General features: G+C 69.5%; 21 protein-coding genes. 18 read left to right on the top strand and 3 right to left on the bottom strand.

What is annotated here, in order from left to right:
* Nucleotides 1-132: 132 nt before the first annotated feature.
* Entirely contained in the window at nt 133-930 is a 798-nt protein-coding gene (locus tag JR064_RS12075; RefSeq protein WP_206229868.1) for an SDR family NAD(P)-dependent oxidoreductase, read from the top strand.
* A 612-nt stretch (nt 931-1,542) separates the two neighbouring features.
* On the opposite strand, the gene JR064_RS12070 is transcribed toward JR064_RS12075, so the two are convergent.
* Nucleotides 1,543-2,538, bottom strand: coding sequence for a LysR substrate-binding domain-containing protein (locus JR064_RS12070; protein ID WP_206229867.1), 996 nt, complete (start codon nt 2,536-2,538; stop codon nt 1,543-1,545).
* 151 nt (nt 2,539-2,689) lie between these two features.
* Here JR064_RS12070 and araD1 point away from each other — a divergent pair, with 151 nt between their 5' ends.
* From araD1 to JR064_RS23100, 14 genes are all read left to right on the top strand, one after another.
* Nucleotides 2,690-3,697, top strand: coding sequence for an AraD1 family protein (araD1, locus tag JR064_RS12065; RefSeq protein ID WP_179570827.1), 1,008 nt, complete (start codon nt 2,690-2,692; stop codon nt 3,695-3,697).
* 17 nt (nt 3,698-3,714) lie between these two features.
* Complete coding sequence (locus JR064_RS12060) at nt 3,715-5,154, top strand: aldehyde dehydrogenase family protein (RefSeq protein WP_206229866.1); 1,440 nt, start codon at nt 3,715-3,717, stop codon at nt 5,152-5,154.
* 97 nt (nt 5,155-5,251) lie between these two features.
* Complete coding sequence (locus JR064_RS12055) at nt 5,252-6,244, top strand: ABC transporter substrate-binding protein (RefSeq protein ID WP_206229865.1); 993 nt, start codon at nt 5,252-5,254, stop codon at nt 6,242-6,244.
* 12 nt (nt 6,245-6,256) lie between these two features.
* Complete coding sequence (locus tag JR064_RS12050) at nt 6,257-7,771, top strand: sugar ABC transporter ATP-binding protein (RefSeq protein WP_206229864.1); 1,515 nt, start codon at nt 6,257-6,259, stop codon at nt 7,769-7,771.
* Nucleotides 7,768-8,823, top strand: coding sequence for an ABC transporter permease (locus tag JR064_RS12045; protein ID WP_179570831.1), 1,056 nt, complete (start codon nt 7,768-7,770; stop codon nt 8,821-8,823). The genes JR064_RS12050 and JR064_RS12045 overlap by 4 nt, the downstream gene beginning before the upstream one ends.
* A complete protein-coding gene (yjfF, locus tag JR064_RS12040; protein ID WP_179570832.1) occupies nt 8,820-9,848 on the top strand; it encodes a galactofuranose ABC transporter, permease protein YjfF in 1,029 nt (342 codons plus the stop codon). Before JR064_RS12045 ends, yjfF begins: the two co-directional genes overlap by 4 nt.
* On the top strand, nt 9,845-11,800 hold the full coding sequence (locus tag JR064_RS12035) for a glycoside hydrolase family 127 protein (RefSeq protein WP_206229863.1): 1,956 nt from the start codon (nt 9,845-9,847) through the stop codon (nt 11,798-11,800). Before yjfF ends, JR064_RS12035 begins: the two co-directional genes overlap by 4 nt.
* A gap of 153 nt (nt 11,801-11,953) precedes the next feature.
* The gene (locus JR064_RS12030; RefSeq protein WP_191824889.1) at nt 11,954-13,330 is read left to right on the top strand and encodes an MFS transporter; all 1,377 of its coding nucleotides are present in this window, start codon (nt 11,954-11,956) and stop codon (nt 13,328-13,330) included.
* Between the two features lie 19 nt (nt 13,331-13,349).
* Nucleotides 13,350-14,318: a glycoside hydrolase family 43 protein gene (locus tag JR064_RS12025; RefSeq protein WP_191824888.1), complete on the top strand. Its 969-nt coding sequence runs from the start codon at nt 13,350-13,352 to the stop codon at nt 14,316-14,318.
* Nucleotides 14,315-15,388, top strand: coding sequence for an arabinan endo-1,5-alpha-L-arabinosidase (locus JR064_RS12020; RefSeq protein ID WP_206229862.1), 1,074 nt, complete (start codon nt 14,315-14,317; stop codon nt 15,386-15,388). The genes JR064_RS12025 and JR064_RS12020 overlap by 4 nt, the downstream gene beginning before the upstream one ends.
* Before the next feature lie 187 nt (nt 15,389-15,575).
* Nucleotides 15,576-17,567 (top strand): glycoside hydrolase family 97 protein, encoded by a 1,992-nt coding sequence (locus tag JR064_RS12015; RefSeq protein WP_191824887.1) that lies wholly within the window; start codon nt 15,576-15,578, stop codon nt 17,565-17,567.
* Nucleotides 17,568-17,773: 206 nt separating this feature from the next.
* The gene (locus JR064_RS12010; RefSeq protein WP_191824886.1) at nt 17,774-18,394 is read left to right on the top strand and encodes a glutathione S-transferase family protein; all 621 of its coding nucleotides are present in this window, start codon (nt 17,774-17,776) and stop codon (nt 18,392-18,394) included.
* A 97-nt stretch (nt 18,395-18,491) separates the two neighbouring features.
* Nucleotides 18,492-18,929 (top strand): hypothetical protein, encoded by a 438-nt coding sequence (locus JR064_RS23105; protein WP_241093019.1) that lies wholly within the window; start codon nt 18,492-18,494, stop codon nt 18,927-18,929.
* Nucleotides 18,930-19,211, top strand: a complete 282-nt coding sequence (locus JR064_RS23100; protein ID WP_241093018.1) for a DUF4261 domain-containing protein — start codon at nt 18,930-18,932, stop codon at nt 19,209-19,211.
* 138 nt (nt 19,212-19,349) lie between these two features.
* On the opposite strand, the gene JR064_RS12000 is transcribed toward JR064_RS23100, so the two are convergent.
* Nucleotides 19,350-19,616, bottom strand: a complete 267-nt coding sequence (locus JR064_RS12000) for a DUF2798 domain-containing protein (protein WP_191824884.1) — start codon at nt 19,614-19,616, stop codon at nt 19,350-19,352.
* A gap of 141 nt (nt 19,617-19,757) precedes the next feature.
* Between JR064_RS12000 and JR064_RS11995 the strand changes: the two genes are divergently transcribed.
* Nucleotides 19,758-20,690 carry a LysR family transcriptional regulator gene (locus JR064_RS11995; protein ID WP_191824883.1) on the top strand — a complete coding sequence of 311 codons (933 nt, stop codon included), beginning with the start codon at nt 19,758-19,760 and terminating at the stop codon, nt 20,688-20,690.
* A 21-nt stretch (nt 20,691-20,711) separates the two neighbouring features.
* On the opposite strand, the gene JR064_RS11990 is transcribed toward JR064_RS11995, so the two are convergent.
* Nucleotides 20,712-21,980, bottom strand: a complete 1,269-nt coding sequence (locus tag JR064_RS11990) for a cation:proton antiporter (RefSeq protein ID WP_191824882.1) — start codon at nt 21,978-21,980, stop codon at nt 20,712-20,714.
* 244 nt (nt 21,981-22,224) lie between these two features.
* On the opposite strand from JR064_RS11990, the gene JR064_RS11985 reads away from it, so the two are divergent.
* A complete protein-coding gene (locus JR064_RS11985) occupies nt 22,225-23,388 on the top strand; it encodes a dipeptidase (RefSeq protein ID WP_191824881.1) in 1,164 nt (387 codons plus the stop codon).
* Nucleotides 23,389-23,831: 443 nt separating this feature from the next.
* Nucleotides 23,832-25,895 (top strand): elongation factor G, encoded by a 2,064-nt coding sequence (gene fusA / locus JR064_RS11980; protein WP_206229861.1) that lies wholly within the window; start codon nt 23,832-23,834, stop codon nt 25,893-25,895.
* Nucleotides 25,896-25,939 lie beyond the last annotated feature (44 nt).

Below are 25,939 nucleotides of genomic sequence, written 5' to 3'. Positions count from 1 at the left end.
CTGCGCGGCGTCGCCCGGGTGCTTTACGTCGGCGATGCTAGCGGGCATATTGATACATGAAAAATAACAAATATCTGCATTCAGATATTTCTTTTCGTATATCAAAATCCTATCCACCTAGAGCGAAACGGCATGGACAACACGGCAAGCGCGGCGTCTCCCGGCACCGGCAACGCAACCTACGGCAGCCTGCACGGGCGCCGCGTCTTCATCACCGGCGGCGGGTCGGGCATCGGCGCGGCGTTGGTCGAGGCCTTTGCCGGGCAGGGGGCGCAGGTCGCCTTCGTCGACGTGGCCGCCGAGGCCAGCGCGGCGCTGGCCGAGCGGCTGGCCGCGGCCGGCCTGGCCAGGCCGTGGTGGCGCCGTTGCGACGTCACCGACGTGGCCGCGCTGCAGGCGGCGCTGGGCGAGGCCGCCGCCGAGTTGGGCGATTTCCACGTGCTGCTCAACAACGTCGGCAGCGACGACCGGCATGCGCTGGACGCGGTGACCCCGGAGTACTGGGAGCGCTGCGTGGCGATCAACCAGCGCGCCGCGTTCTTCGCGATCCAGGCGGCGGTGCCGGGCATGAAGCGGCTCGGTGGCGGTTCGATCGTCAATCTCGGCTCCACCGGCTGGCAGACCAAGACCGGCGGCTATCCGGTCTACGCCACCGCCAAGTCGTCGGTGAACGGTCTGACCCGCGGCCTGGCGCGCGAGCTGGGCGCGGCGCGGATCCGGGTCAACGTGCTGACCCCGGGCTGGGTGATGACCGAACGCCAGGTCACGCTGTGGCTGGACGAGGCCGGCGAGCGCGAACTGGCGCGCAACCAGTGCCTGCCGGACAAGGTGATGCCGGAAGATATCGCGCGCATGGCGCTGTTCCTGGCCTCGGACGAGTCGCGCGCGATCACCGCGCAGGAGTTCGTGGTGGATGGTGGGTGGACCTGAGCGAGCGGGTGCATCGCTGACATGTCGGGGGGGCTTGGGCTCCGACCGATCGTTGAAACGGTCGCGCTTCCAGGCTCCGCTCGTCGCGACTGAAGTCGCTCCCACAAGATGGTCGCGATTGCCTGGCGGGTTGCAGGGTGGGAGGGCTTCGGCTCAGATGGTTTGGCGGCACGCCTGGGCTGCCGCTGCGTTCGGTCGCGGCTGAAGCCGCTCCTACAGGGGGTTGCGGTTGGTCGGCTGCGTGCACTGTGGGAGGGGCTTCAGCCCCGACGGTGTGCGCAGACGGAATGTCTACCGCTACGTTCGGTCGCGGCTGAAGCCGCTCCTACAGGGGCTTGCGGTTGGTTGGCTGGGTGCACTGTGGGAGGGGCTTCAGCCCCGACGGTGTCTGCAGACGGAATGTTTACCGCTGCGTTCGGTCGCGGCTGAAGCCGCTCCCACAGGGGCTTGCGGTTGGTCGGCTGGGTGCACTGTGGGAGGGGCTTCAGCCCCGACGGTGTGCGCAGACGGACGGAATGTCTACCGCTGCGTTCGGTCGCGGCTGAAGCCGCTCCTACAGGGGTTTGCGGTTGACCGGCTGGGTGCACTGTAGGAGGGGCTTCAGCCCCGACCTCATCCTTCGGTTCGCGCATCCGCCGGCGCCACCGCATCCTCGGCCGGCGCGACATAGCCGTACACCGGCCCGGCCGCGGCCTGCAGCGCCTGCAGCATGATCCGCGCGCCCGGCGACAGCAGCCAGTCGGTGCGGGTGATGATGCCGAACGCGTCCATCCGGCACGACAGTTCCACCGGCACGATCGCCACGCTGCCGTGGTCGGCGAAATGCCGGGCCACGTCCACCGGCACCACCGCCAGATAGTCGCCCAGGCGCAGCAGCTGCGGCAGCACCACCAGCGCCGAGGTCTCCACCACCCGTTTCGGCGGCTCCAGCCCGGCGTTCTGGAACATCAGCTCGAAGCGGTGGCGCAGCACGCTGCCGTCCGGCGGCACGATCCAGCCGGCGTCGGCCAGTTCGCGCAGCGCCGGCTGCGGCATCGCCAGGATCGGGTGGCCGGGGCGGGCGATCGCGCACACCTCTTCCTCGGCCAGCGCCTGGTAGTGCAGGTTGCGCTTGTCGTGGCGCGCGAACAGCCGCGCCACCACGATGTCGAGCTTGTTCTGCGCCAGTTGCTCCAGCAGCACGTCGCTGCCGTCCACGCGCAGCGCCACGCGCAGCAGCGGATGCTGTTCGGTGACCTGGGCCAGCGCGGCCGGCAGCAGGGTCATCGCCGGCCCGGCGATGGCGCCGACGCTGACGCTGCCGAAATAGCCGGCCTTCAACGCCTCGATCTCGGCGCCGGCCTCGCCCAGGCTGGACAGGGCGATGCGCGCGTGGCGGATCATCGCCTCGCCGTACCAGGTCGGGCGCATGCCGCGCGGCAGCCGCTCGAACAGCGGCACCTCCATCATGTCCTCCAGGTCCTTGAGCAGCTTGGACGCGGCCGGCTGCGACATGTTCAAGGTCTCGGCGGCGCGATGGATGTTGCCTTCCTCCTCGATCGCCAGCAGCAGCATCAATTGCCGGGTCTTCAGGCGGGCGCGGACGAACCAGGGCGTGGCGGCAGGCATGGCGGCCCTATGCATATGAATGTTCGTATACATTAAGCCAAAAACGATATTTGTTGCATATAGGTCATCCGGCCAGAATAGAAGCGCATCCGCGGCACCGGCGGTCTGTGCTGCCGCGCGGCTCTTTCGTATTCCGACAGGCGACCGATTCATGCGATTGATCCAACTGCTCGACGAGTCCGGCATCCCCAGCGTGGGCGCGGTGGCGGCGGACGGCACCCAGGTGCGCCTGCTGCGCGAAGTCGGCTCGACCTATGCGCTGGCCAACGCCGCGCTCGCCGCCGGCCTCGGCCTGGACGACTACGCCACGCATCAACTCGGCGACATCGTGCTCGACTACGCCGAACTGCTGGCGAACCACCGCGTGCTGTCGCCGCTGACCCATCCGGACCCGGCGCACTGCCGCGTCACCGGCACCGGCCTGACCCACCTGGGCAGCGCCGCCACCCGCGACGCGATGCACCAGAACCTGCAGCAGCAGGCCGACCAGGGCACGCTCACCGATTCGATGAAGATCTTCCAGCTCGGCGTGGAAGGCGGCATCCCGCGCGACGGCCAGCCCGGCGCGCAGCCGGAATGGTTCTACAAGGGCGACGGCAGCATCCTGGTCGCGCCGGGCGCACCGCTGCCGTCGCCGGATTTCGCGCTGGACGGCGGCGAGGAGCCGGAGTTGGTCGGGCTGTACGTGATCGGCGCCGACGGCGTGCCGTACCGGCTCGGCTTCGCGCTGGGCAACGAATTCTCCGACCACGTCACCGAGCGCCAGAACTATCTGTACCTGGCCCATTCCAAGCTGCGCGCCTGCGCGGTCGGGCCGGAGCTGCGCAGCGGCGAACTGCCGCGCGACCTGCGCGGCAGCAGCCGCATCCGCCGCGGCGATGCGGTGATCTGGGAGAAGCCCTTCGTCACCGGCGAGGCCAACATGTGCCATTCGCTGGCCAATCTGGAATACCACCATTTCAAGTACGCCGCGCATCGCGTGCCCGGCGACGTGCACCTGCACTTCTTCGGCACCGCCACGCTGAGCTTCGCCGACGGCGTGCAGGCCGAGCCGGGCGACCGCTTCGAGATCGAACTGCCGGAGCTGGGCGCGGCCCTGGTCAATCCGCTGCAGCGGGTGTCGGCCGGGTTCGAACTGGGCGGCGTGCGCGCGCTGTAACCGAACAGGAGAACGGCATGAGCCAACGTTTCCAGAGCTATATCGACGGCCAGTGGGTGGCCGGCAGCGACATCGCGGCGGACGAGAACCCATCCGACCTGTCCGCGCCGGTCGGCGAGGTCGGCAGCGTCGACGCCGACGCGGTGCGCGGCGCGATCGCCGCGGCCAACGCGGCGCAGGCCAAGTGGGCGGCGAGCACGCCGCAGCAGCGCGCCGACGCACTCGACTTCGTCGGCAGCGAGATCCTGGCGCGCAAGCAGGAACTGGGCACGCTGCTGGCGTCCGAAGAAGGCAAGACTCTGCCGGAGAGCATCGGCGAGGCCGCGCGCGCCGGGCAGATCTTCAAGTTCTTCGCCGGCGAGGCGCTGCGCATTCCCGGCGAAAAGCTCGCCTCCACCCGCCCCGGCGTGGACGTGGAGATCACCCGCGAGCCGGTCGGCACGGTCGGCATCATCGCGCCGTGGAATTTCCCGCTGGCGATCCCGGCGTGGAAGATCGCCCCGGCGCTGGCCTACGGCAACACCGTGGTGTTCAAGCCGGCCGAGATCGTGCCCGGCTGCGCCTGGGCGCTGGCCGAGATCCTCAGCCGCGCCGGCCTGCCCAGCGGCGCGTTCAACCTGGTGATCGGCAGCGGCCGCACCGTCGGCCAGGCGCTGGTCGAGGACCGCGGCATCGATGCGCTGAGCTTCACCGGCTCGGTGCCCACCGGCAACCACCTGCTCAAGCAGGCCGCCGCGCGCGGGCTGAAGATCCAGCTGGAAATGGGCGGCAAGAATCCGCTGGTGGTGCTGGCCGATGCCGACCTGGATCTGGCGGTGGAGATCGCGGTCAACGGCGCCTACTTCTCCACCGGCCAGCGCTGCACCGCGTCCAGCCGCCTGATCGTGGAGCGCGCGGTCTACGACGACTTCGTCGCGCGCGTGAGCAAGCGCCTGGCCACGCTGAAGATCGGCCATGCGCTGACCCCGGGCATCGATATCGGCCCGGTCGCCAGCGCCAGCCAGTTCGCGCAGGACCGCGACTACGTGCGCATCGCCCAGGAAGAAGGCGCCGAGCTGGTGTACGGCGGCGAGGCGATGGAGTGCGAGCACCAGGGCCACTACATGCGTCCGGCGCTGATCGCCGCGCAGCCGCAGCACCGCATCGCGCGCGAGGAAGTGTTCGGCCCGGTTGCGGCGGTGATGCCGGCCGACGACTACGAACACGCGCTGGCGCTGGCCAACGACACCGAATTCGGCCTGTGCGCCGGCATCGCCACGCGCTCGCTGCAGCACGCCACGCATTTCAAGCGGCATGCGCAGGCCGGCATGGTGATGGTCAACCTGCCGACCGCCGGGGTCGACCCGCACGTGCCGTTCGGCGGGCGCAAGGCCTCCAGCTATGGCCCGCGCGAGCAGGGCCGCTATGCGGTGGAGTTCTATACGACGGTCAAGACGGCCTATACATTCGCGGGATGAACTGATCGATCCATTCGCGCGCCTGCCTGGGAGGGTGGGCGGCCGCCGCGGCCCGAACGCCGCGCGACCGCCAGCGTGCAACGAACGAGGAGGGGTTATGCAGAAGTCAGCTGTGCGTGCGGCGGTGCTGGGGATGGCGGTACTGCTGGGCGCGGCGTTGAGCGCGTGTTCCGGCGGCGGCAAGGACGCGGCCGGCAAGCCGGGCCAGATCACCGTGGGCTTCAGCCAGGTCGGCGCCGAGAGCGAGTGGCGCACCGCCAATACCGCCTCGGTCAAGCAGGCGATCGAGCAGGCGGGGATGAAGCTGAAATTCTCCGACGCGCAGCAGAAGCAGGAAAACCAGATCAAGGCGCTGCGCTCGTTCATCGCCCAGCGCGTGGACGTGATCGCGTTCTCGCCAGTGGTCGAATCCGGTTGGGAAACGGTGCTGCGCGAAGCGAAGGCGGCGAACATCCCGGTGGTGCTGACCGACCGCGCGGTCAAGGTGTCCGACGACAGCCTGTACACCACGCTGATCGGTTCGGATTTCGTCGAGGAAGGACGCAAGGCCGGGCGCTGGCTGCTCGAACAGTCGCCGTTGAAGGATGGCGACAAGCCGGTGCGCATCGTCGAGCTGCAGGGCACGGTGGGCTCGGCGCCGGCGATCGACCGGATGAAGGGCTTCAAGGAGATCATCGCGGCCAACCCGCGCTTCCAGGTGGTGCGCTCGCAGAGCGGCGACTTCACCCGCGCCAAGGGCAAGGAAGTGATGGAGGCGTTCCTGAAGTCGGAAGGGCGCAACATCGACGTGCTGTACGCGCACAACGACGACATGGCGATCGGCGCGATCCAGGCGATCGAGGAAGCCGGGCTGAAGCCGGGCAAGGACATCCTGGTGATCTCCATCGACGGGGTGAAGGGCGCGTTCGAGGCGATGCAGGCCGGCAAGCTCAACGTCACCGTGGAATGCAATCCGCTGCTCGGCCCGCAACTGGTGCAGGCGATCCGCGACGTCAAGGCCGGCAAGGCGTTGCCCAAGCGCATCGTGGTCGAGGAATCGGTCTACACCCAGGAGCAGGCCGCCGCCGAGCTGCCCAAGCGCAAGTACTGACGGAGCCTGCCGATGAAGCCGGTGGTGCTGCACGCGCAGGGACTGAGCAAGGCCTACGCCGGCGTCGCCGCGCTGGACGACGTGGCGCTGTGTCTGCGCCGCGGCGAGATCCACGCGCTGATGGGCCAGAACGGCGCCGGCAAATCGACCCTGATCAAACTGCTGACCGGCGCGGTCGCGGCCGACGCCGGGCGCATGGCGCTGGGCGGCGACGCGATTGCGCCGAACTCGCCGCTGCAGGCGCAGCAGCTGGGCATCAGCACCGTGTACCAGGAAGTGAACCTGTGCCCGAACCTGTCGGTGGCCGAGAACATCTTCGCCGGCCGCTATCCGTTGAAGGGCTGGCCGCGGCGCATCGACTGGCGCCGGGTCGAGGGCGAGGCGCGCGAGTGCCTGCAGCGGCTGGGCGTGGACATCGACGTGCGCCGCGCGCTGTCCGCCTATCCGGTGGCGGTGCAGCAGATGGTGGCGATCGCACGCGCGCTGAGCGTGTCGGCGCGGGTGCTGATCCTCGACGAACCCACTTCCAGCCTCGACGAAGGCGAGGTCGCCGAACTGTTCCGGGTGATGCGCGGCCTGCGCGAGCAGGGCATGGCGATCCTGTTCGTGACCCATTTCCTCGACCAGGTGTACGCGGTGTCCGACCGCATCAGCGTGCTGCGCAACGGCCGCCTGGTCGGCGAATACCTGGCCGCGGACCTGCCGGCGCCGCGGCTGATCGCGGCGATGGTCGGGCGCGAACTGGACGTGGCCGCCGCGGCCGCCGCGGCGGTGGACGCCGCGCCGCCCGAAGCCGCGCCGGTATTGCTGCAGGCGCAGGGCCTGGGCCGGCGCGGCCAGCTGCACCCGATCGACCTGCAGCTGCGCCGCGGCCAGGTGCTGGGCCTGGCCGGCCTGCTCGGCGCCGGCCGCACCGAACTGGCGCGGCTGCTGTTCGGCCTGGACCGCGCCGATTGCGGCCGCGTCTCGATCGACGGCCATGACGTGGCGCTGCGCGGCCCGCCCGACGCCATCCGCCACGGCCTGGCGCTGTGCCCGGAAGAGCGCAAGACCGACGGCATCGTCGCCGAGCTGTCGGTGCGCGAGAACATCGTGCTGGCGCTGCAGGCGCGCATGGGCCTGCGCCGGTTCCTGCCGCTGGCCGAGCAGGTGCGCATCGCGCAGGGCTACGTGGACGCGCTGGGCATCAAGACCGCCAGCGTGGAGACGCCGGTCGGCCTGCTGTCCGGCGGCAACCAGCAGAAAGTGGTGCTGGCGCGCTGGCTGGCGACGCGGCCGCGGCTGCTGATCCTCGACGAACCCACCCGCGGCATCGACATCGCCGCCAAGCAGGACATCATGACCCGCATCCTGGCGCTGGCCCGCGAGGGCATGGCGGTGCTGTTCATTTCCGCCGAGGTCGCCGAGATCGAACGCATCGCCGACCGCATCGCCGTGCTGCGCGAACGGCGCCTGGTCGGCGAACTGCCGGGTGGCTGCGGCGAGCGCGCGGTGTTCGACCTGATCGCCGGGAGCGCGGCGGCATGAGCGCGGCGGCCACCCGATCGCCCAGCGCGCCGCGGCTGCCGGCGCGCATCGCCGCCCACCCGCTGTTCTGGCCGCTGGCGACGCTGGCACTGCTGCTGCTCGGCAACGGCCTGTGGAATCCCGGTTTCCTGGCGCTGCAATGGCGCGACGGGCATCTGTACGGCAACCTGGTGGACATCGGCAACCGCGCCGCGCCGTTGGCGCTGGTCGCGCTGGGCATGACCCTGGTGATCGCGGTGCGCGGCCTGGACATCTCGGTCGGCGCGGTGGTGGCGATCGCCGCGACGGTGGCGGCATGGATGATCGGCGGCGGCGAGCACAGCCGCTTTCCGCTGTGGGCGGTGATCGTGGCGCCGTTGCTGGTCGCCGCCGCGTGCGGGCTGTGGAACGGCCTGCTGGTGGTCAAGGTCGGCATGCAGCCGATCATCGCCACGCTGATCCTGATGGTGGCCGGACGCGGCGTGGCGCAGCTGATCGGCGACGGCCAGATCCTGACCATCTACTACCCGCCGTACTTCTACCTCGGCAACGGCTTCCTGCTCGGCCTGCCGTTCGCGCTGTTCGTGGTGGCCGCGGTGTTCGTGGTGTTGCAGCTGCTGCTCGGGCGCACCGCGCTGGGCCTGTTCGTGCGCGCGATCGGGCACAACCCGCGCGCGGCGCGGGTGGCCGGGGTCAAGGCGCGGCTGATCGCGGTGCTGCTGTACGTGTTCTGCGCGTTCAGCGCCGGCCTGGCCGGGCTGCTGATCAGTTCCAACGTCAAGAGCGCCGACGCCAACAACGCCGGCCAGTTGATGGAACTGGACGCGATCCTGGCGGTGACGCTGGGCGGCACGCTGCTCGACGGCGGCCGCTTCAGCCTGGCCGGCAGCCTGATCGGCGCGCTGATCATCCAGACCCTGACCGCGACGATCTACGCGATCGGCGTGCCGGCGCAGGTCAACATGCTGATCAAGGCGCTGCTGGTGTTCGCGGTGATGCTGCTGCAATCGCCGCAGTTCCGCGCCAGCGTGCGCGGCTGGGTGCGGCGTCCCGAGCCGGGAGCGGGGCGATGAGCGCGGCCGGCGTACCGGTCCAGACCGCGCGCGGCCTGCGCCGCGCCGGCGCGCTGCTGCATGGCGCGCGCCTGCCGCTGGCGATCACCGTGGCCCTGTTCGTGGCCATGGCCGGCGCCGGCGGCGCGCTCTACGACGGCTTCCTGTCGCCGCAGGTGTTCGCCAATCTGCTGATCGACAACGCCTTCCTGTGCATCGCCGCGGTCGGCATGACGTTCGTGATCCTGAGCGGCGGCATCGACCTGTCGGTGGGCGCGGTGATCGCCTTCACCACGGTGCTGTCGGCGTCGCTGGTGCAGCACCACGGCTGGTCGCCGCTGGCGGCGATCCCGCTGGTGCTGCTGCTCGGTGCGCTGTTCGGCGCGTTCATGGGCATGCTGATCCAGCGCTACCGGCTGCAGCCGTTCGTGGTGACCCTGGCCGGCATGTTCCTGGCGCGCGGCGCCAGCTATCTGATCAGCGTCGATTCGATCCCGATCGACGATGCGCTGTACGTGGCCATCGCCCAGTTCCGCGTGCCGATCGGCGCCGGCGCCTCGCTGTCGATCGGCGCGCTGATCGCGCTGGCCACGGTGGCGCTGGGCATGTGGCTGGCGCACAGCACGCGTTTCGGCCGCGGCGTGTACGCGCTGGGCGGCAGCGAAGCCTCGGCACGGCTGATGGGCCTGCCGGTGGCCGCGACCCAGGTCAAGGTCTACGCCTTCAGCGGGTTCTGCTCGGCGCTGGCCGGGGTGGTGTGCACGTTCTACATGCTGTCCGGTTACAGCCTGCATGCGTTGGGCCTGGAACTGGATGCGATCGCCGCGGTGGTGATCGGCGGCACCTTGCTGGCCGGCGGCAGCGGCTACGTGATCGGCACGCTGTTCGGCGTGCTGATCCTGGGCGTGATCCAGACCCTGATCGTGTTCGACGGCACGCTCAGCTCATGGTGGACACGCATCGTGATCGGCGCGCTGCTGCTGGTGTTCTGCCTGCTGCAGCGCTTGTTGACCCGGCGCACGCCGGATTCGGGAGCGGACGCATGACGGAACATGAAGAGGCAGGCATGGCCTGCACACGGCGCGATTTCCTGCACTACGGCGGCGCCTCGCTGGCCGCGCTGGGTGTGCTGGCGCAGGGCGAGGCGCTGGCCGTGACGCCGTCGGCTGCGCCGGCCGCCGCGAAACGGCAGCCAGCAGTGCAATTGCGCGAGCAGCCGTTCGCGATGGGCCAGGTGCAACTGCTCGACGGCCCGTTCCTGCAGGCGCGCGAACGCGACCGCCGTTACCTGATGTCGATTCCCAACGATCGCCTGCTGCACAATTTCCGGCTTGCCGCGGGACTGGACTCGCACGCCGAGCCGCTGGGCGGCTGGGAATCGCCGCACTGCGAAATCCGCGGGCATTTCTCCGGTGGCCACTATCTGTCGGCCTGCGCGCTGCTGTACGCGGCGACCGGCGACGCGGCGCTGAAGGACAAGGCGGATGCGCTGGTCGCCGAGCTGGCGCGCTGCCAGCGCGCGGACGGCTACCTCGGCGCATACCCGTCCTCGTTCTACGACCGGCTCGGCCGCCGCGAGGAGGTGTGGGTGCCGATCTACACCGCGCACAAGATCCTCGCCGGGCACCTGGACATGGCCCGCCATGCCGGCAACGCACAGGCGCTGCGCACCGCGCAGCGCTTCGCCGACTGGCTGGGCGCGTGGATGGACGGCTTCGACGACGCGCAGTGGCAGCGCATCCTCGGCGTGGAGTTCGGCGGCGTGCACGAGTCGCTGCTGGAGCTGTACCTGCTCAGCGGCGACGACAAGTACCGGCGCTGGGCCGCGCGCTACGAGCAGGCATCGCTGCTAGAGCCGCTGGCGCAGGGCCGCGACGCGCTGGCCGGGTTGCATGCCAACACCCAGATCCCGAAGATCGTCGCCGCCGCGCGCGCCTACGAGATCGGCGGCGAGCCGCGCCAGCGCCAGATCGCCGAATTCTTCTGGCGCACCGTCAGCGGCCACCATGCCTATTGCACCGGCGGCACCAGCGACTTCGAGATGTTCGGCAAGCCGGGCCACTTCGCCGGGCGCCTGAGCGGGCACAGCCACGAGTGCTGCTGCAGCTACAACATGCTCAAGCTGACCAGGCACCTGTACACCTGGCAGCCGGACGCGGCGCTGATGGATTACTACGAGCGCGTGCTGTTCAACGCGCGCCTGGGCACCCAGGACGAGGCCGGCATGATGATGTATTTCGTGCCGATGGATGCCGGGTACTGGAAGCTCTACAACACCCCGTTCGCTTCGTTCTGGTGCTGCACCGGCACCGGCGTGGAGGAATTCGCCAAGAGCAACGACAGCATCTACTTCCGCGACGATGCCGGCCTCACCGTCAACCTGTTCATCGCCTCGCAGCTGGACTGGCCAGAGCGCGGCATGCGCGTGGTCCAGCGCACGCGCTTCCCGCAGCAGGAAGGCACCGCGCTCGAGTTCCAGTGCAAGCGCGCGCAGCAGATGACGCTGCGCCTGCGCATCCCGTACTGGGCCACGCAGGGCGTGCGCCTGCGCATCAACGGCAAGGCGCAGGCGGTCAAGGCGACCCCGGGCAGCTATCTGGAGTTGCAGCGCCGCTTCGCCGACGGCGACCGCATCGAACTGGACCTGCCGATGGCGCTGCACGCCGCGCCGCTGCCCGATGAACCCAGCCTGCAGGCGATGATGTACGGCCCGCTGGTGCTGGCCGCGCAACTGGGCAGCGACGGCATCGATCCGGCGCAGCTGCACGTGTCCGACCAGCGGCCGTCGTTGAACAAGATCGTCGGCCGCCAGTTGCCGGCGGTCTACTTCGCGCCGGACACACTGTGGGCGCGCCGGCGCGACGGCCAGGAGCAGGTGTTCGAGGCCGACGGCATCGAAGGCCCGATCACCCTGGTGCCGTTCTACCGTATCGCCCACGAACGCTATGCGGTCTATTGCCGAGCGAGGCCGGTGTGGGAAAAGAACCCGCAATTCTGACCCCGCCACGCGCGCGTGGCGTGTCCTGCTGCGGCGCGTCCCCGCCACCGGGAGGCGACGTGGCGCAGTCCGGCTGAGCGTGCTTGCATCCCGGCGCGTGGAGGGCACGGCCGGGCTCTACGAATCATCGCGCGAGCTTCGCAGGAGGGGCGCATGCAACACAAATTGAGCGTGATCGAGAAGGTCGGCTTCGGCGCCGGCGACATGGCCGTGAACGTGGTGATGTCGTCGATGATGCTGATCATCACCTTCTTCTATACCGATATCTACGGCCTCAAACCGCAGGACCTGGCGCTGTTGTTCATCGCCGTGCGCATGGTCGATGCGGTCACCGACCCGCTGATGGGCATCGTCACCGACCGCATCAATACGCGCTGGGGCCGCTACCGGCCGTACTTCCTGTTCCTGTCGGTGCCGTTCGGGCTGGCGGTGTTCCTGACCTTCAGCACCCCGGACCTGGCCTACAACCTGAAGCTGGCCTACGCCTACGCCACCTATCTGCTGGTGATGCTGATCTTCACCGGCGTCACCATTCCCTACATCTCCATCATCGGCGTGCTCACCGCCGATCCCAAGGAGCGCCTGTCGGCCAATGGCTACCGGCTGTTCTTCGCCAAGGTCGCCGCGTTCCTGGTCACCATCGTGGTGCCGCAGTTGGCGGTGGCCTGGGGCGACGGCAACCTGGCGCGCGGCTACCAATGGGCGATGGGACTGATGGGGGCGATGGCCACGCTGCTGTTCCTGTTCTGCTTCTTCACCACCACCGAACGCGTGCAGCACGAAGTGGAGCGCAAGCCGTTCCTGGAGCAACTGCGCCTGCTGCTGCGCAACGACCAATGGCTGATCCTGTGCGCGGTGTGCGTGACCGGCACCGTCGGCTACGTGGTGCGCGGCTCGGTCGCCGCCTACTACGCCAAGTACTACCTGGGCGGCGACGCGCGGTTGCTGTCGGCGTTCCTGTCCACCGGCGTGGCGGCCGCGATCCTGGCGATGGTCGCCTCCACCTGGATCACCAAGGCGTTCTGCAAGATCAAGCTGTTCCGCTACAGCCAGCTGCTGGTGGCGCTGCTGAGCGTGCTGATGTTCGTGCTGGTCAAGCCCGGCGATACGCTGCTCGCGTTCGTGCTGTATTTCCTGATCTCGTTCGTGGTGGACCTGCACGCGCCGGTGTTCTGGTCGGCCATCGCCGAAGCGGTGGACTACGGCGAGGCCAAGACCGGAAAGCGCGTGGCCGGGTTGGCGTTCGGCGGCATCTCGTTTTGCCAGAAGGCCGGCATGGGCGTGGCCGGCGCGCTGGTCGGCTGGCTGCTGACCTACTACCAGTATGTGCCCGACCGCCCGCAGAGCACCTTCACCCTGACCGGCATCGCGCTGATGCTGTCGGTGATTCCGGGCCTGTTCCATGCGCTGATGGGGGCGCTGATGTTCGGCTACCGCATCACCGACGACTACTACCGCCGGCTCACCCAGGGCACGTTGCCGCTGTCGCTGCAAGGCGTGGCGGCCGCCCCGCCGGCCACGCCTACCTGACGACCCACGGACGCACACCATGCACATCAGCAACCCCCTGGTACCGCAACGCGCCGATCCGTTCGTGCTGCGCCACCACGACGGCCACTACTACTTCACTGCCTCGGTGCCCGAATACGACCGCATCGAACTGCGCCGCGCGCGCACGTTGGACGGCCTGGCCGACGCCGCGCCGGTCGCGGTGTGGCACGCGCCGCCGAGCGGCCCGGCCAGCGCGCTGATCTGGGCGCCGGAGTTGCACCATATCGACGGCGTCTGGTACGTGTACTTCGCCGCGGCGCCGTCGCGCGAGATCCGCGACGGCCTGTTCCAGCACCGCATGTACGCGCTGCGCTGCGGCGCCGACGATCCGCTCGGCGGCGACTGGGAATTCCTCGGCCAGGTGCACAGCGGCATCGATGCGTTCTGCCTGGACGCCACCACCTTCGCCCACCGCGGCCAGCGCTACTACGTGTGGGCGCAGAAGGCGCCGCAGATCGCCGGCAACTCCAACCTGTACATCGCGCCGATGGCCACGCCCACGCAACTGGCCGGCGTGCCGGTGCTGCTGAGCCGGCCGGAACTGGAATGGGAAGTGCAGGGCTTCCTGGTCAACGAAGGCCCGGCGGTGCTGCTGCGGCATGGCAAGGTGTTCGTCAGCTACTCGGCCAGCGCCACCGACGCGCGCTACTGCATGGGCCTGCTGTGGGCCGACGAGAACGACGACCTGCTCGACCCGGCGTCCTGGCACAAGTCGCCGCAGCCGGTGTTCGCGACCGATGTGGAGCGACAGGTGTATGGCCCCGGCCACAACAGCTTCACCGTCTCCGCAGACGGCCGCCAGGACCTGCTGGTCTACCACGCGCGCAACTACCGCGACATCGAAGGCGACCCGCTATGGAATCCCGACCGCCACGCCTGCGTGCAGCCGTTGCAGTGGGACGCGGATGGCATGCCGGTGTTCGGCCGCCCGCAACGCGAGGCGATCGTCGGCGAGGATGGCGCATGAGCCGGCGCCTGCCACGGCTCGCCGGCCTGCTGCTGGGCGTCGCGTTGTGCGCCACTGCGGCCGCGCAGACGCCGCCGTCGGCCGCCGGTGCCTCGATGCTCGACCAACCGCCGGTGGCCGCGCCGCGCAAGGGCTACCACGCCGATGTGCTCGCGCACGATCCGGTGATGATCCGCCAGGGCAAGACCTGGTACCTGTTCATTACCGGCCCGGGCATCAGCGTCTACAGCTCGCGCAACATGAAGACCTGGAAGGCCGAGCCGCCGGTGTTCGCGCACAGTCCGGCCTGGACCGCCAGCGTGGTCAAGGACTTCAACGGGCATATCTGGGCGCCGGACATCTCCTTCCACGACGGCGTCTACACGCTGTATTACTCCGTTTCCAGCGGCGGCAAGAACACCTCGGCGATCGGCGTGGCCACCAACACCACGCTCGATCCCAAGGATCCCGCCTTCGCCTGGAAGGACCACGGCATCCTGATCCGTTCGCTGCCGCAGCGCGACCTGTGGAACGCCATCGATCCGAACCTGGTCGAAGACGCGCAGGGCACGCCTTGGCTCAGCTTCGGCTCGTTCTGGGGCGGACTGAAGCTGGTCCGGCTCGCGCCCGACCGCCTGCATCTGGCCGAGCCGCAACAATGGCAGACCCTGGCCAAGCGCGAACGCTCGCTGCTGGTGGACGACGCCGAGCCGGAGCCGGCCGCACTGGAGGCGCCGTTCGTGTTCAAGAAGAACGGCTGGTACTACCTGTTCCTGTCCTGGGACCACTGCTGCCGCGGCGTCAAGAGCGACTACAAGATCATGGTCGGCCGCGCCCGCGAGGTGACCGGCCCGTACCTGGACAAGGACGGCAAGCGTCTGGATCAGGGCGGCGGCAGCCTGGTGCTGCAAGGCAGCGCACGCTGGGCCGGTCCCGGCCATAACAGCGCGTACACCTTCGATGGCAAGGACTACCTGGTGTTCCATGCCTACGACAGCAAGGACAACGGCCGGCCCAAGCTGCACGTGCTGCCGTTGCGCTGGGACGCGCAGCAATGGCCGCAGGTGGATGCATCAGCGTTGCAGAAGTGAGCCGGCGCGTGCGCCGTCCCGCGGGCGCCGGCGGGTTCGGCCCCGCCGCTGAACACGGTAATCGCGTCGCGTCCGTGCTGCTTGGACAGGTGCAGCGCACGGTCGATACGCGCTAGCGACATGTTGGGGAAGGTGAGCAACGCCGAGTCCACCAGCGTTATGCGGTCTATTGCCGAGTGAGGGCTGTATGGGAAAAGAATCCGCAATTCTGAGCCGCTGGCGCAGGGGCTGGGCCACGATCGCGGCAGCGTGCGCGCTGCTGTTGTGCGCGCTGCCGGCGCTGGCCGCCGAGCGCATGGTCGGCGAGGTACTCAGCCCGGACGCCACGCTGCGCGCGCAGCTGACCCTGGACTCGGCCGGCACCGCACACTACCGCGTGCTGCGCCAGGGACGGGAGGTGCTGCTGCCCTCGCGGCTCGGTCTGGTGCGCGACGATGCCGATTTTTCCAAGGGCCTGCAGCTGATCGAGGTGTCGCCGGTCGCCGCCGTGCGCGATCGCTACGAACTGCTCACCGGCAAGCGACGGATCAACGACTACCGCGCCAACCGGCGCGTGTTCTCCTGGCGCGGCGCCAACGGCGAACGCCTGCAGATCGAATTCCAGGTGTCCGACGACGGCGTCGCGTTCCGCTACGACTTCCCGCAGCGCGATGCGACGATCCGCCAGCTGCGCGAGGACGCCAGCACGTTCCGCTTCGCGGCCCAGACCCGTGCGTGGCTGCAGCCGATGTCGGCGGCCAAGACCGGGTTCGGCAGGACCAACCCCGCGTACGAGGAGTACTACCTGCAGGACATCGCGGTGGGCACGCCGTCGCCGCTCGCGGCCGGCTGGGTGTATCCGGCGCTGTTCCGCCATGGCGCGGACTGGGTCTTGCTCAGCGAGGGCGCGCTCGGTCGCGGCCATGCCGGCAGCCGCCTGCGCGATGTCGCCGACGTGCCCGGCGAGTATGCGATCGGCATGCCCGATCCGCGCGAAGTGCTCCCCGGTGGCGCCGCCAACCCGAGCTTCGCGCTGCCGTGGCGCTCGCCCTGGCGCATCGTCGCCATCGGCAGCCTGAAGACCATCGCCGAGTCCACCCTCGGCACCGACCTGGCCGACCCGCCCGCGGTCGCGCCGGTCGCGCCGCCGCAGCCGGGCAAGGCATCGTGGAGCTGGCCGCTGCTCGGCGACGGCGCCACCACTTTCGAGGTGCAGAAGCGCTACATCGATTTCGCCGCGCGCATGGGCTGGCGCTACACCCTGATCGACGCCTTGTGGGACACGCAGATCGGCGAAGACAGGATGCGCGAGCTGATCGACTACGCCCGCGGCAAGCACGTGGCCATCCTGCTCTGGTACAACTCGGCCGGCAGCTGGAACGATGCGCCGCAGACCCCGCGCGACCGCATGCTGACCCACGCCAGCCGCATCCGCGAGTTCGAACGGCTCAAGACGATGGGCGTGGCCGGGGTGAAGATCGACTTCTTCGGCGGCGACGGGCAGTCGATGATCGGCTACTACCTGGACATCATGCAGGACGCCGCGCCGTACGGGCTGATGCTCAACTTCCATGGCGCCACCTTGCCGCGCGGCTGGCAGCGCACCTGGCCGGACCTGATGACGATGGAGGCGGTGCGCGGGCTGGAATTCGCCACCTTCGAGCAGGTCAACGCCGACCAGGTGCCGGCGCATGCGGCGATGCTGCCGTTCGCGCGCAACGTGTTCGACCCGATGGACTTCACCCCGCTGGCCCTGGTCAAGCTCAACGACAAGGTGCAGCGCCGCACCACGCCGGGCTTCGAACTGGCCGAGACGGTGCTGTTCGTCTCCGGCATCCAGCATTACGCCGAGACGCCCGAGAATCTTGAGAAGGCAGCGCCGGAGGTGCGCGCGCTGTTGCGCGAGCTGCCCTCGGTGTGGGACGACAGCCGCTATGTGGACGGCTATCCCGGGCGCTTCGCGGTGTTCGCGCGGCGCGGCGGCACGCGTTGGTACGTGGCAGGCATCAATGCCGATGCGCAGCCGCGCACGTTGCGCCTGAACTTGTCGGAGCTGGGTGTGGCCGGTCGCGGCGCACGCCTGATCGTCGATGGCGACGGCCCGCTGGGGTTGGCCAGCCGCCGCATCGACGTGGGGCCGACGCAAAACCTCGAGGTGGCATTGCCGGCGCGCGGCGGCTTCGTGTTGCAGTTTGACTGAGCGCGCCTGCGGCGTGCGCAGCGGCAGGCGTGGTCGCAGTCGCGCCTGGGGATGCCGGTGGCAAGCGGCGCTGCTGTTGCGCGCCGCGCCGGTCGGTGCGGCCGGATCTGCACCGTTGCGCTGGCGTCGCAGCGGGCGCAAGCGCATGCATCGGCCTGCGCTACGCGTGTGAGCATAGAATTGGCACTCGCAACAGGAGCGCTGCCATGCTGAAGATCTGGGGACGACACAATTCGAGCAACGTGCGCAAGGTGCTGTGGTGCGCCGAGGAAATCGGTGTGGCGTACGAATCGATCGAGGCCGGCGGCGCGTTCGGCAGGACCGACGATCCGCACTACCGGGCGATGAATCCCAACGGCCTGGTGCCGGCGATCGAGGACCACGGCCTGGCGCTGTGGGAATCCAACGCCATCGTGCGCTACCTGGCCGCGCGCTACGCGCCGGGCGTGCTGTACCCCGAAGACCCGGCCGAGCGCGCGCTCGGCGACAAGTGGATGGACTGGACCACCTCGAGCTTCGCCGGGGTATTCCGCGATCTGTTCTGGGGCACGCTGCGCACCGCGCCAGAAGCGCGCGACGAGGCCAGGATCGCTGCCGCGCTGGCGCGTTCCGGCGAATTGCTGGGCATTGCCGATGCGGCGCTGGCGCAGCGGCCCTGGCTGTCGGGTGCGCAGTTCGCGATGGGCGACATCCCGCTGGGCAGCTTCGCCTACGCCTGGTTCGAGATGCCGATCGAACGGCCTGCGCTGCCGCATCTGCAGGACTGGTATGCGCGCCTGCAACAGCGTCCGGCCTACCGCAAGGGCGTGATGACGCCGCTCACCTGAACACGGCTTTTCTCCTGCCAGCGCTGCCGCACCGGTTTTGCGGCGGCGGCCATTCCAGTCGGGCGCGCCCGGCACCTGACGGCAAGGAGCCGCCATCTTGATCGAAACCCCGAAAATCGTGTTGTGCATTCCCGGTCCGTGGCAGGATCGCTCGGAGCTGCTGGCGCGTATCGTCCGCGACAGCGGCGGTTATCTGTTTGCCGGACGGGTCCTGCTGCACATGGAAAGCGGCGACGCGTTCGAACTGGAATACGAGCCGCGCGACCCGCGCATGGCGGCCGCGTTCGCTGCCGCCGGGCCGCATTGGCTCGATTCCGACGAGATGGCGCGCATCCACGCGCATGCCTCGGTCGTGTACCTGATCGGCGCTGGCGGTTCCAGGGTGCGCGCCGAGGCGATGATGCTGGCCGCCGCGGCGCTGCTGGATGCAGGCGGCCTGGGAGTGAAGGTCGAGAGCAGCGGCGTCGCGCACGGCCCGGGGGCATGGCGCCAGCTGTGCGCGGACCTGACGCATTGCAGCGCCCATCGTGCCTAGGTGTTGAACATTACCGGCGAGCAGGTCCATTCCTGCGGCATGCATCACTTCGGCATGAAGGACGCGATCGTCGATGCGCAGGCCGCGCCCGATCCGGTGGCGCTGCTGCACACCTTCAGCTGGTATCTGTTCACCGAAGCGCCGCCGATACGCGAGGGCCACACCTTCGCCGTCGCGGAGGATGCGCCGCGCTATCGGATCGATGCCGAACCCAGCACCCAGTTCCAGCCCGGCGACCTGTTCGCCAATCCCTACGGCTTATGGCGGCTGACGCCGCTGTAAGCCGGCGCTTTTCTTGCATCCGTGCACGCCACGCCGCTGTAGGAGCGGCTTCAGCCGCGACAGGATGTCACCGTAAGACCGATCGCCACCGTTGCGCTGCATGACACGCTTGCTGCGGAGACGGCACGCGAAAACCGCTCAACGCGGCGCATGCACCGTCGCCGCCACCAGCCGCATCACCAGCGGCCGCACCACCAGAATGCAGCAGAACGCGGTCGGCATCGCCAGCCGGTACGCCCCGAGCACCCGCGGCAGATAGTCCTCGCCGAGCCCGGCATTGGCCGCGGTAATCACTAGGCACATCAGCATGGCCATGATCGTGGCCATGTAGAAGGCGAACACGAACGGCGTGGCGCGCACGCCCAGCTTCAGGCGGCGTGGCGCGGCGATGTCGAAATCCTGCATGGGCGATGCCTCGATGGTCGTTGCGAGCCTGGCAGCTCGGGAGGCGGCACGTTAGCAAGCGCTCCGTGGCGCCAGTAGGCGAGGGCGGCTTGCGACTTTGTAAACTGCAACTTACGAATGCATCGCGTATAGCTGTCGTCAGTGAACCTTCTTCTGTCCATCCGCAGTTTCATCCACACCGCCGAGGCCGGCAGCATCGCCGCTGGCGCCAAGGCGCTGGGCGTGAGCGCCGCAGCGGTGAGCCAGAACATCGCGCGGCTGGAGGCGCACCTGGGGGTGCGCCTGCTCAATCGCAGCACGCGCAGCCTGGCGCTGACCGAGCGCGGCGCGCTGTATCTGCAGCAGGTGCGGCAGGTCGAGCTGGATTTGGAGCGTGCGCGGCAATCGGTCGCCGATCCGCAGGCAGAACCGGAAGGGCGGCTGCGCGTGGCCAGCACCGCCGCATTCGGCCGGCACGTGCTGGCGCCGCTGCTGCCGGCACTGGCGGCGCGGCATCCGCGCCTGTCGATCGAACTGCTGAGCGCCGATCACCGGGTCGACCATGCGCAGGAGGGCGTGGACGTCAGCATCCGCATCGAGCCGCAGCTGCAGGACGGTCTGGTCGCGCGCTGCATCGCCGCGGTGCCGTTCGTGTTCTGTGCGGCGCCCGACTACCTGGCGCGTGCCGGCACGCCAACGACGCCGGAGCACCTGAAGGACCACGCCTGCCTGCTGCTGCGCTGGCCGGTGGACGGCCGCTACCTGCGCTGGGGCTTCGTTCGCGACGGGCTGCGCTTCGACGCGGAAGTGACGCCGGCATTGGTCGGCGACGACATCGACGCGCTCGCCGGCATGGCCGTGGCCGGCGGCGGCATCACCCGGTTGGCTGCGTTCGTGGCACAGCCTTACCTGCAAAGTGGCGCGTTGCGCGCCTTGTTCGAGTACGACGCCACCGGCGCGGTCAACGCCGCGCCCGAACCGATGCGGCTCTACCTGTGCGTGGCCGACCGCCGCGATTTCACCGCGAAGGTGCGCGCTTTTCAGGAGCACATCGTGGCGTGCCTGCCGCAGTCGTGGCGCGTACCCACGGCCTAGACCGGCACGACAGGCGGCGCGCTACAGCCTGCCGCCGGCCACCGCCGGCGCCGCCTCGCGCGCGGCGGCGCGGCGCATCACCCAGTTGAACAGCGGTGTGGCCATCAGCGTGGACACGATCGCCATCAGCACCAGGATCGAGAACAGGCCCTGTTCGATGACCCCGGCCTGCAAGCCGATGTTGATGATGATCAGCTCCATCAGCCCGCGTGCGTTCATCAGCGCGCCGATCGCCATGGCGTCGCGGTTGTTCTCGCCGCTGACGCGCGCCGCGGCCCAGCAGGCGATGCCCTTGCCCAGGAACGAAGCCAGCAGGATCGCGCCGGCGGCGAGCAGGATCTGCGGGTCCAGGAGCACGCTGAGCTGGGTCTTGAGCCCGGAGAAGGTGAAGAACATCGGCAGCAGGAACACCACCACGAACGGCTGCAGCTGTTCGCGCAGCTTCTCGGTCAGCGCACCCTTGGGCAGGCAGGCGCCGAGCAGGAAGCCGCCGAACACCGCATGGATGCCGATCGCGTCCATCGCCCAGGCGCTGAGGCAGAACAGCATCAGCACCACCGCCAGCACGCTGGCGCTGAGCGGCTGGTCGGGACGCACGTGATCGGCCAGGCGCCGCAGCCAATGGCGGCCGACCAGCAGCATGAACAGCGCGTAGCCCACGCCGCCGCCGATCGCCAGGTAGGCGCTGTTCCAGCTGCCGCCGAAACTGGCCAGCACGATGGCCAGGATGCACCAGGCCGCGGCATCGTCCACCGCGCCGGCGGTGAGCGCCAGGGTGCCCAGCGAACTACCGGTGAGGCCGCGCTCGTGGATGATCCGCGCCAGCATCGGGAAGGCGGTGATGGCGATGGCCGCACCCAGGAACAGCGAGGCTTCCAGGGTCTTGGCCTTGGCCGAGAACAGGCCCGGGGTGTGCAGCAGCCACGGCACCAGCAGGAACGCGAGCACGAACGGCACCGCGATGCCGGCCAGCGACACGCTCATCGCGCTGCGGTAGCGCGCGCGGAAATGGTCGCCGCGGAAGTCGGTGCCGACCAGGAACATGTACAGGCCCACGCCGAACTGGGCGAACACGTACAGCATGTCCAGGGTCTGCTTGGGGAACAGCGCCTGCTGCACGTCCGGCAGCAGCCAGCCGAACAATGACGGCCCCAGCGCCACGCCGGCGATCATTTCGCCCACCACCTGCGGCTGGCCCACGCGCTTGGCCAACAGGCCGACCAGCCGGCAGATCAGGAGGATTGCCGCCGCCTGCAGAAAGAAATAGACGGACATCTGCGGTGTGGTCATTGGCACGCATCCTTGATATGTCGGCGGATGATAGGAGCGCGGCGCGGAGAAAGCCACGCATGCCCGGCGCCTGCGCCGCCTGCCGGCCGGAGCGGCCGGGCGGCGTCGCGGGTGTCGCAGCGAACCGCCGACGGTACTTTCGGCACTGACCGCCGCGCGCCGGATACAGTGCTATGCGGGGCGGCACGCCCGGCCGTCAACGGCCACGGGCGGGGCATCACTTGATACGGTGGGGGAGAGGACGATGAGCGAAGCATGGACGCGGCGGCAATGGCTGGGCCTTTCCGGCAGCGCGCTGCTTGCGGGGCTGCTGCCGGGTACGGCGACGGCAAGCGGCGCAGCGGCAGGGACGGCGAAGGGCGCGGCCGACCAGGGTGCGCACGCGACCGACGCCGAGGCGCTGTATCGGCGCGCCCTGGTGCTCGACGCCAACACCCTGGCCTCGATCGGCCGGTTGGCCGGCGACGGCGACAGCGCCGATCGCATACGCCAGTTGCGCGATTCCGGCGTGACCGCGCTGAAGACCACGCTGGGCGATGCCGACGGCGACTTCGAAGCGGCGGTGAAGGACATCGCCGCGGCGCAGGCGCTGGTCGAAACCTATCCGCAGCACTTCCTGAAAGTGCTGCAGCACGACGACCTGCAGCGGGCCAAGCGCGAGGGCCGGATCGCGCTGATCTTCTCCTTCGAATCGGCGGCCATGCTGGAGGACAAGCCCGAGCGCATCGATCTGTTCCGCCAGCTCGGCGTGCGCGTGATGCAGCTGTCCTACAACCGCGCCTCGCCGTTCGGCACCGGCTGCCTGGACGGCGATGCCGGCGGCGTCACCGCGCTCGGGCGCGAGGCGATCGCGCGCATGAACCGGCTCGGCGTGGCGCTGGACCTGAGCCATGCCAACGCGCAGACCACCCGCGACGGTATCGCGCTGTCGCAGCGTCCGCCGGTGTTCACCCATGCCGGCTGCAGCGCGGTGTTCGCGCATCCGCGCAACAAGCTCGACCGCGACATGCGCGCGCTCGCCGACAAGGGCGGGGTGATGGGCATCTACATGCTGCCGTTCCTGACCGAGGACAGCCGCCAGCCGCAGCTGGCCGATTATCTGCGGCACATGCGGCATGCGCTGGACGTGTGCGGCGAGGACCACGTCGGCATCGGCACCGATTCGCTGTTCTTTCCGGTCACCGAACAGGACATGCGCGAGCTGGACGAGCAGATGCAGCAACGCCGCCGCGACGGCGTCGGTGCGCCCGGCGAGAACCGCACCCCGTACCTGCCCGACGTCAACAGCGTGCGCAAGCTCGAACGCGTCGCCGACGGCCTGCTGCGCCATGGTTACGGCGCGCGGGTGACCGAGAAAGTGCTGGGGTTGAACTTCGATCGGGTGTTCGGCGAGATCTGGGCGGCCTGAGGCACGCCCAGATCGCGTGCGCCGGTGTGCCGCGCCGTTGCATGCGCCGCGCCGGACTGTTCCAGCGGCGATGCGCCCAGCGCATTGACCCGGCTACGGCGCAGGTCCAGACTTGCGCCCTCATTCACCGTATCGTCCGCCATCCCATGCCGCACGCACCGCTACTGATATTGCCGACCAACGCCCTGCGCGCCAGCGCGGGCCGGGTGCGCCTGCCTGACGGGATGGAACGAGCCGAGCCGTAGCGCTCCGCCGCCGCCGATCCGCCGCAGACAAGCACCCGATGGGTGCTTTTTTATTGCCTTTTTTCAGCTTTCCACTTCACCGAACCGACGCGAAGGAGAACGTGCCATGCACCACGCCGCCGAACCCGAAACCTAGCCGCATGCCCACGCGCCAACCGGGGCATGCGGCCTCCCCGTGTTGGCACTGGAATCCATTCTATGAACACCCAAACCCTTTCCCGCTGGCGCAACCTCGGCATCATCGCCCACATCGACGCCGGCAAGACCACCCTCACCGAACGCCTGTTGTGGGTCACCGGCGCGATCCATCGCGTCGGCGAAGTCCACGACGGCGCCGCCACCACCGACTTCTCCGACATCGAACGCGCCCGCGGCATCACCATCGGCGCGGCCGCGGTGCAGGCGCAGTGGGCGCCGCGCGGGCAGCCGGCGCATCGGCTCACCCTGATCGACACTCCCGGGCACATCGATTTCGCGATCGAGGTGGAACGCTCGCTGCGCGTGCTCGACGGCGCGGTCGCGGTGTTCTCCGCGGTCGACGGCGTGCAGCCGCAATCGGAAACCGTGTGGCGCCAGGCGCGCCGGCACGGCGTGCCGCTGGTCGCGTTCGTCAACAAGATGGACCGCGCCGGCGCCTCGTTCGAGGGCGTGCTGGCGCAGCTGCGCAGCAAGCTCGACGCCACGGTGTGGGCGGTCGGCGTGCCGCTGCCGGGCGATTCCGGCTTCGACGGCTGGGTCGACCTGGTCGGCCGCCGCGTGCTGGGGTGGGACGGCGACGGACGCATGGCCGCGCGTGCATGGAACACGGACGATGCCGCTGCGTTCGCCGAGGCGCGCGAACGGCTGGTCGCCGCAGTGGCCGAGCACGACGACGCGCTGGCGCAGGCCTATCTGGAAGAACGTGCGATCGACGACGACGCGCTGCGCGCCGCGCTGCGCCGCGCCACCCTGGCCGGCGCCGGCGTGCCGGTGCTGGCCGGCTCGGCATTCAAGAGCAAGGGCATCGAGCCGCTGCTGGACGCGATCGTCGACTGGCTGCCGTCGCCGCTGGACCGCCCGCCGGTGCCGGCGACGCGCGACGCGGACGACGTCGGCGGCACGGACATGGCGCTCGCCGCGCAGCTGGCGCCGGATCCGTCCGGCCCGTTGGCGGCGCTGGTGTTCAAGGTCGCGCATACCGCACAGGGGCCGCTGGCGTTCGTGCGCGTGTATGCGGGCACCTTGCGCGTCGGCGACATGGTGTGGACGTCGCAGGCGCGGCGTCTGCGCCGGGTCGGGCGGCTGGCGGTGGTGCAGGCGCAGCGCACCCACGACGTGGCGCAGGCCTGCGCCGGCGAGATCGTGGCCATCCTCGGCTGGAAGGAGGCGGCCAGCGGCGAGACGCTCAGCGGCGGCGATGCGCGCTGGGTGCTGGAAAGCATCCGCACGCAGCCGCCGGTGCTGGCGTGGCGGCTGGGCGCGGCCAATGCCGCGGAGCTGGTGCGGATGGGGCAGGGATTGGCGCGGCTGGCGCAGGAAGATCCCTCGTTCCGCGTCGACAGCGATGCCGAGACCGGCGAAACCCTGGTCTGGGGCATGGGCGAGCTGCACCTGGAGGTGATGGTGGAGCGCCTGCGCAGCGAGTGGCAGGTGGACGTGCGCACCGGTGCGCCGCGCGTGGCCTACCAGGAAACGCTGCGCGCCGCGGCGCTGGGCGTGGTCGGGCGGCTGTCCAAGCAGAACGGCGGCCATGGCCAGTTCGCGCAGGTGGTGCTGGACCTGGTGCCGCGTGCGGACGGCGAGGTGGTCTTCGCCGACCGCAGCCGTGGCGGCGTGGTGCCGAAGGCGTTCGTCGCCGCGACCGAGAAGGGCGTGCGCGCGGTATTGGCGCAAGGTCCGCGCGGCTACCCGGTGGTCGGCGTGGAGGTGGTGCTGGTCGATGGCCAGGCGCATGCGGTGGATTCGTCGGACCTGGCGTTCCAGCGTGCGGCGTCGGACGCGGTGAAGGCGGCGCTGGCGCAGGCCGGCACGCTGCTGCTGGAGCCGGTGATGGCGTTGGCGATCGATACCCCGGCCGCCAGCGTCGGCGACGTGCTCGGCGATCTGCAGCGGCGCGAGGGGCGCGTCGTGGCGATCGCCGAGCGCGGCACCCGCGCCGACGTGGTCGCGCAGGCGCCGCTGGCGCAACTGCAGGCCTACACCACCGCGTTGCGTTCGCTGACCCAGGGCCGCGCGTCGGCCAGCATGACCTTCGACGGCTACGCGGCGGTCAGGGCGGCATGAGTCGGCTCGCCTGCCGAAGAGAAGCTGCATGAGGTCGAGGAGCC

Origin of the sequence: Xanthomonas bonasiae, assembly GCF_017163705.1 — a bacterium.
Taxonomy (GTDB): Bacteria; Pseudomonadota; Gammaproteobacteria; order Xanthomonadales; family Xanthomonadaceae; genus Xanthomonas_A; species Xanthomonas_A bonasiae.
Note: the sequence above shows the minus strand (reverse complement) of the source record. Positions and strands in the feature narration are given on the sequence as shown.

Bases quoted from the DNA above. Each gene is read 5' to 3' on its own strand.
- JR064_RS12070 (WP_206229867.1), bottom strand. From the start codon at position 2,538: ATGCCTGCCGCCACGCCCTGGTTCGTCCGCGCCCGCCTGAAGACCCGG.
- JR064_RS12075 (WP_206229868.1), top strand. From the start codon at position 133: ATGGACAACACGGCAAGCGCGGCGTCTCCCGGCACCGGCAACGCAACC.
- JR064_RS12020 (WP_206229862.1), top strand. From the start codon at position 14,315: ATGAGCCGGCGCCTGCCACGGCTCGCCGGCCTGCTGCTGGGCGTCGCG.
- JR064_RS12045 (WP_179570831.1), top strand. From the start codon at position 7,768: ATGAGCGCGGCGGCCACCCGATCGCCCAGCGCGCCGCGGCTGCCGGCG.
- JR064_RS12060 (WP_206229866.1), top strand. From the start codon at position 3,715: ATGAGCCAACGTTTCCAGAGCTATATCGACGGCCAGTGGGTGGCCGGC.
- JR064_RS12010 (WP_191824886.1), top strand. From the start codon at position 17,774: ATGCTGAAGATCTGGGGACGACACAATTCGAGCAACGTGCGCAAGGTG.
- araD1 (WP_179570827.1), top strand. From the start codon at position 2,690: ATGCGATTGATCCAACTGCTCGACGAGTCCGGCATCCCCAGCGTGGGC.
- JR064_RS11990 (WP_191824882.1), bottom strand. From the start codon at position 21,980: ATGACCACACCGCAGATGTCCGTCTATTTCTTTCTGCAGGCGGCGGCA.
- JR064_RS12055 (WP_206229865.1), top strand. From the start codon at position 5,252: ATGCAGAAGTCAGCTGTGCGTGCGGCGGTGCTGGGGATGGCGGTACTG.
- JR064_RS12025 (WP_191824888.1), top strand. From the start codon at position 13,350: ATGCACATCAGCAACCCCCTGGTACCGCAACGCGCCGATCCGTTCGTG.
- yjfF (WP_179570832.1), top strand. From the start codon at position 8,820: ATGAGCGCGGCCGGCGTACCGGTCCAGACCGCGCGCGGCCTGCGCCGC.
- fusA (WP_206229861.1), top strand. From the start codon at position 23,832: ATGAACACCCAAACCCTTTCCCGCTGGCGCAACCTCGGCATCATCGCC.
- JR064_RS12000 (WP_191824884.1), bottom strand. From the start codon at position 19,616: ATGCAGGATTTCGACATCGCCGCGCCACGCCGCCTGAAGCTGGGCGTG.
- JR064_RS12015 (WP_191824887.1), top strand. From the start codon at position 15,576: ATGGGAAAAGAATCCGCAATTCTGAGCCGCTGGCGCAGGGGCTGGGCC.
- JR064_RS12050 (WP_206229864.1), top strand. From the start codon at position 6,257: ATGAAGCCGGTGGTGCTGCACGCGCAGGGACTGAGCAAGGCCTACGCC.
- JR064_RS12030 (WP_191824889.1), top strand. From the start codon at position 11,954: ATGCAACACAAATTGAGCGTGATCGAGAAGGTCGGCTTCGGCGCCGGC.
- JR064_RS12035 (WP_206229863.1), top strand. From the start codon at position 9,845: ATGACGGAACATGAAGAGGCAGGCATGGCCTGCACACGGCGCGATTTC.
- JR064_RS11985 (WP_191824881.1), top strand. From the start codon at position 22,225: ATGAGCGAAGCATGGACGCGGCGGCAATGGCTGGGCCTTTCCGGCAGC.